Here is a 3,459-nt window from a genome sequence, read left to right on the forward strand (position 1 = left end):
GCTCTAACAAGCGAACACGACGATACAAACCCAACAGCTTTTTTCCTGCTGGTGTAGGCCTTGGTGGGCTCTCTCTTACCAAAGCAGGCTGGGCTAACCACTTTTCTAGCTGTTTGATACGTTGGGACACCGCTGATTGGGAGATGTATAACTGCTCAGCGGCCCTCTCAAAGCTACGTTGTTTCACAACGGCATCCAGTGCTTCAATCCATTTATAATCCAATCCACGCATCAATTTGCTTCCTTTTTAAGCTAACCCAATACCACATTAGCAACTCTAATAATGGATTAAAATCATTAATTATACTTATTTAAAGGGTCGGAGTATCTTCGCCACATAGCACGTAAATATCGTTAATTAAGTGGAGGTTAAAATGAGTTTTTGGGTTTTATTACAAGGTTTTGGTCTAGGGGCAAGTATGATAATCCCGATAGGCGCACAAAATGCGTACGTCCTAAATCAAGGCATAAAACGCAATCATCATTTAACGACTGCAACGATTTGTAGCCTGCTCGATACCCTGTTTATCTCATTGGGTATTTTTGGTGGCGGAGCAATTCTGTCTCAAAATGAATTGCTGCTTACCTCTGTGACATTGGGCGGTATCGCTTTTCTAACGGTATATGGTTTGCTATCACTGCGCAGTGCATTCAAAACGCGCACCAGTGATGAATCAAAAAGTGAGGTATTGGCTCGTGGCAAGCGCACCGTTATTTTGGGTGCATTAGCTGTAACAGTATTAAACCCACACCTCTATTTGGATACCGTGGTGATTCTAGGATCCATTGGCGGGCAGTTTGAAGGCAACGACAGAATTGCGTTTGCGATGGGGACTATCTTAGCTTCATTCGTGTGGTTTTATTCCTTATCATTAGGCGCAGCAAAGCTAGGTCCAACGCTATCGAAACCTAAAGTTAAGAAAGGCATCGATATCGCAGTAGCAACCATGATGTTCGCTATTGCACTTGTGCTCGCCAATGGACTCATTGAGCAATACGGGTAAACCTATTCTTCTTTAGTCATCAAACAAACTTTACTCATCCAACAAAAAAGGCGAATAACCTAAGTTATCCGCCTTTCCTTATAGAAGCTAATAGCTATAAAAACTAACTAGAAATTAAGCTTCAACTTTATTCATGTGTACATCCATTTGCGGGAATGGGATTTCGATACCTTCGTTGTCCAAGCCTTCTTTGATAGCTTGCATAAGGTCGAAATAAACATTCCAGTAGTCAGCAGTGCTAACCCATGGACGAACAACAAAATTAACTGAAGAATCAGCTAGCGTGTGAACACCTACTTGAACACCTGGATCTTTCAATACGCGCTCATCAGATTCACAGATCTTAGTCAGTAGCGCTTTTGTCTTCTGAAGATCAGCGTTGTAAGAAACACCAATCATTAGGTCAATACGGCGCGTCGCATGACGAGAATAGTTAGTGATTGGGCTACCGATAACGCTTCCGTTAGGTACTACAACCATTTTGTTGTCTGGTGTTGTTAAAACAGTTTGGAAGATCTGAATTGAATCAACTGAACCCGCTACACCACCAATTTCCACGTAGTCACCAGACTTGAATGGACGGAATGCAACGATAAGTACACCCGCTGCAAAGTTAGATAGTGAGCCTTGCAGCGCAAGACCAACGGCTAAACCAGCCGCACCAATAACAGCAACTACAGATGCAGTTTGAACGCCTAAACGACCAAGTGCAGCGATAAGAACAATAACAAACAGTAAATAACGAACTAAACCGTGGATAAACTCCACAACAGCTCGATCCATCTTCTTCTTCTCAAGAACCTTAGATACGCTATTCGCGACTGCTTTAACAATCAAGTTACCAATAAATAGAATTATCAGTGCAGAGATAATGTTTACACCGTATTGGATAAATAGATCTGAATTATTTGTTAACCACTGCTCGGCCTGAGATAAACCATCCACAATTGGAGTCTCAAGCGCTGTCGAACTATCAGCCATAATGTGCATCCTCTATATAATATGCTATGAGCTAAACTGTCTTAAGCCAAACTTACTTTAACAATAATAAACAGTTTAACTCCTGTTAAGTCACTGTGTTAAAAGTAAATTAAAGCCAAGTCCTTTTTATAAACTGAACCAGGTCCAGTTTTTCGGCACGATATCCTATCTTTGACCGATTGCAAAGTCATATTTATGTAAGCTTTTGAATTAATAAAACTTACCAATAAACGCAAATACCGATAACTAAAAGACTACGAAATTTATTCACCGTAGGCTAGGGTTTTCACATATTTAATACAAATTTTTATCAGACATAAAAAAACCCGCTCAATGAGCGGGTTTTTAAAACTTAAAGAGTACTTAATTCAAAGAATTATAGTACGTCTACAGCATTAAGGTCAGCGAATGCTTTCTCAAGACGAGTAACCATTGAAGACTGAGCAGCACGTAGCCATACGCGTGGATCGTAGTACTTCTTGTTTGGCGCAGCTTCGCCAGTTGGGTTACCGATTTGACCTTGTAGGAAATCGAAGTTATCAGCAGAGTACTGACGGATACCATCCCAAGTTGCCCACTGTGTATCAGTATCGATGTTCATTTTGATAACACCGTAGCCAATAGACTCTTGGATTTCTGCTTCAGAAGAACCAGAACCACCGTGGAATACGAAGTTTAGAGCGTTAGGTGCAATACCGAACTTCTCTGCACAGTATGCTTGAGAGTCACGTAGGATAGTTGGAGTAAGTACAACGTTACCAGCTTGGTAAACACCGTGTACGTTACCGAAAGATGCAGCGATAGTGAAACGTGGGCTAACAGCCATTAGCTTCTCGTATGCGTATGCTACGTCTTCTGGAGAAGTGTAAAGCTCAGATGCGTCCATATCAGAGTTATCAACGCCGTCTTCTTCACCACCAGTACAACCAAGTTCGATCTCGATTGTCATGTCCATTTTAGCCATGCGAGCTAGGTAAGTAGCACATGTTTCGATGTTCTCTTCTAGAGACTCTTCAGAAAGGTCTAGCATGTGAGAAGAGAATAGAGGCTTACCAGTTTGTGCGAAGAACTCTTCACCAGCGTCTAGTAGACCGTCGATCCATGGTAGAAGTTTCTTAGCAGCGTGGTCAGTATGCAGGATAACTGGAACACCGTAAGACTCAGCGACAGCGTGTACGTATTTTGCACCAGCTACAGCACCAAGAACTTGTGCGCCTTGACCTTCAAGTTTAACGCCTTTACCTGCGAAGAATGCAGCGCCGCCGTTAGAGAACTGAACAACAACTGGAGACTTAACTTTAGCAGCCGCTTCTAGTACTGCGTTAATAGAGTCAGTACCAACAACGTTTACTGCAGGAAGAGCAAATTTGTTTTCTTTTGCTACTTCAAATACTTTCTGTACGTCATCGCCAGAAATTACACCAGGTTTTACAAAATCGAAGATCTTAGACATGGAAATAGTCCTATTTATTCT

The 3,459-nt window shown here is 41.8% G+C and carries 4 protein-coding genes; 1 reads left to right on the forward strand and 3 read right to left on the reverse strand.

What is annotated here, in order from left to right:
• Positions 1–232: LysR family transcriptional regulator (locus AB4653_RS15970; protein ID WP_372104705.1), on the reverse strand; the 232-nt coding region annotated here is incomplete at its 3' end.
• A gap of 142 nt (positions 233–374) precedes the next feature.
• Between AB4653_RS15970 and AB4653_RS15975 the strand changes: the two genes are divergently transcribed.
• Positions 375–1,004, forward strand: coding sequence for a LysE/ArgO family amino acid transporter (locus AB4653_RS15975; protein WP_009847669.1), 630 nt, complete (start codon positions 375–377; stop codon positions 1,002–1,004).
• A gap of 114 nt (positions 1,005–1,118) precedes the next feature.
• On the opposite strand, the gene mscS is transcribed toward AB4653_RS15975, so the two are convergent.
• On the reverse strand, positions 1,119–1,985 hold the full coding sequence (gene mscS, locus AB4653_RS15980; protein WP_009847670.1) for a small-conductance mechanosensitive channel MscS: 867 nt from the start codon (positions 1,983–1,985) through the stop codon (positions 1,119–1,121).
• A 376-nt stretch (positions 1,986–2,361) separates the two neighbouring features.
• Positions 2,362–3,438, reverse strand: coding sequence for a class II fructose-bisphosphate aldolase (fbaA, locus tag AB4653_RS15985; protein ID WP_009847671.1), 1,077 nt, complete (start codon positions 3,436–3,438; stop codon positions 2,362–2,364).
• Positions 3,439–3,459 lie beyond the last annotated feature (21 nt).

This window comes from Vibrio sp. 10N.222.48.A3, from assembly GCF_041475345.1.
Classification (GTDB): domain Bacteria; phylum Pseudomonadota; class Gammaproteobacteria; order Enterobacterales; family Vibrionaceae; genus Vibrio; species Vibrio tasmaniensis_A.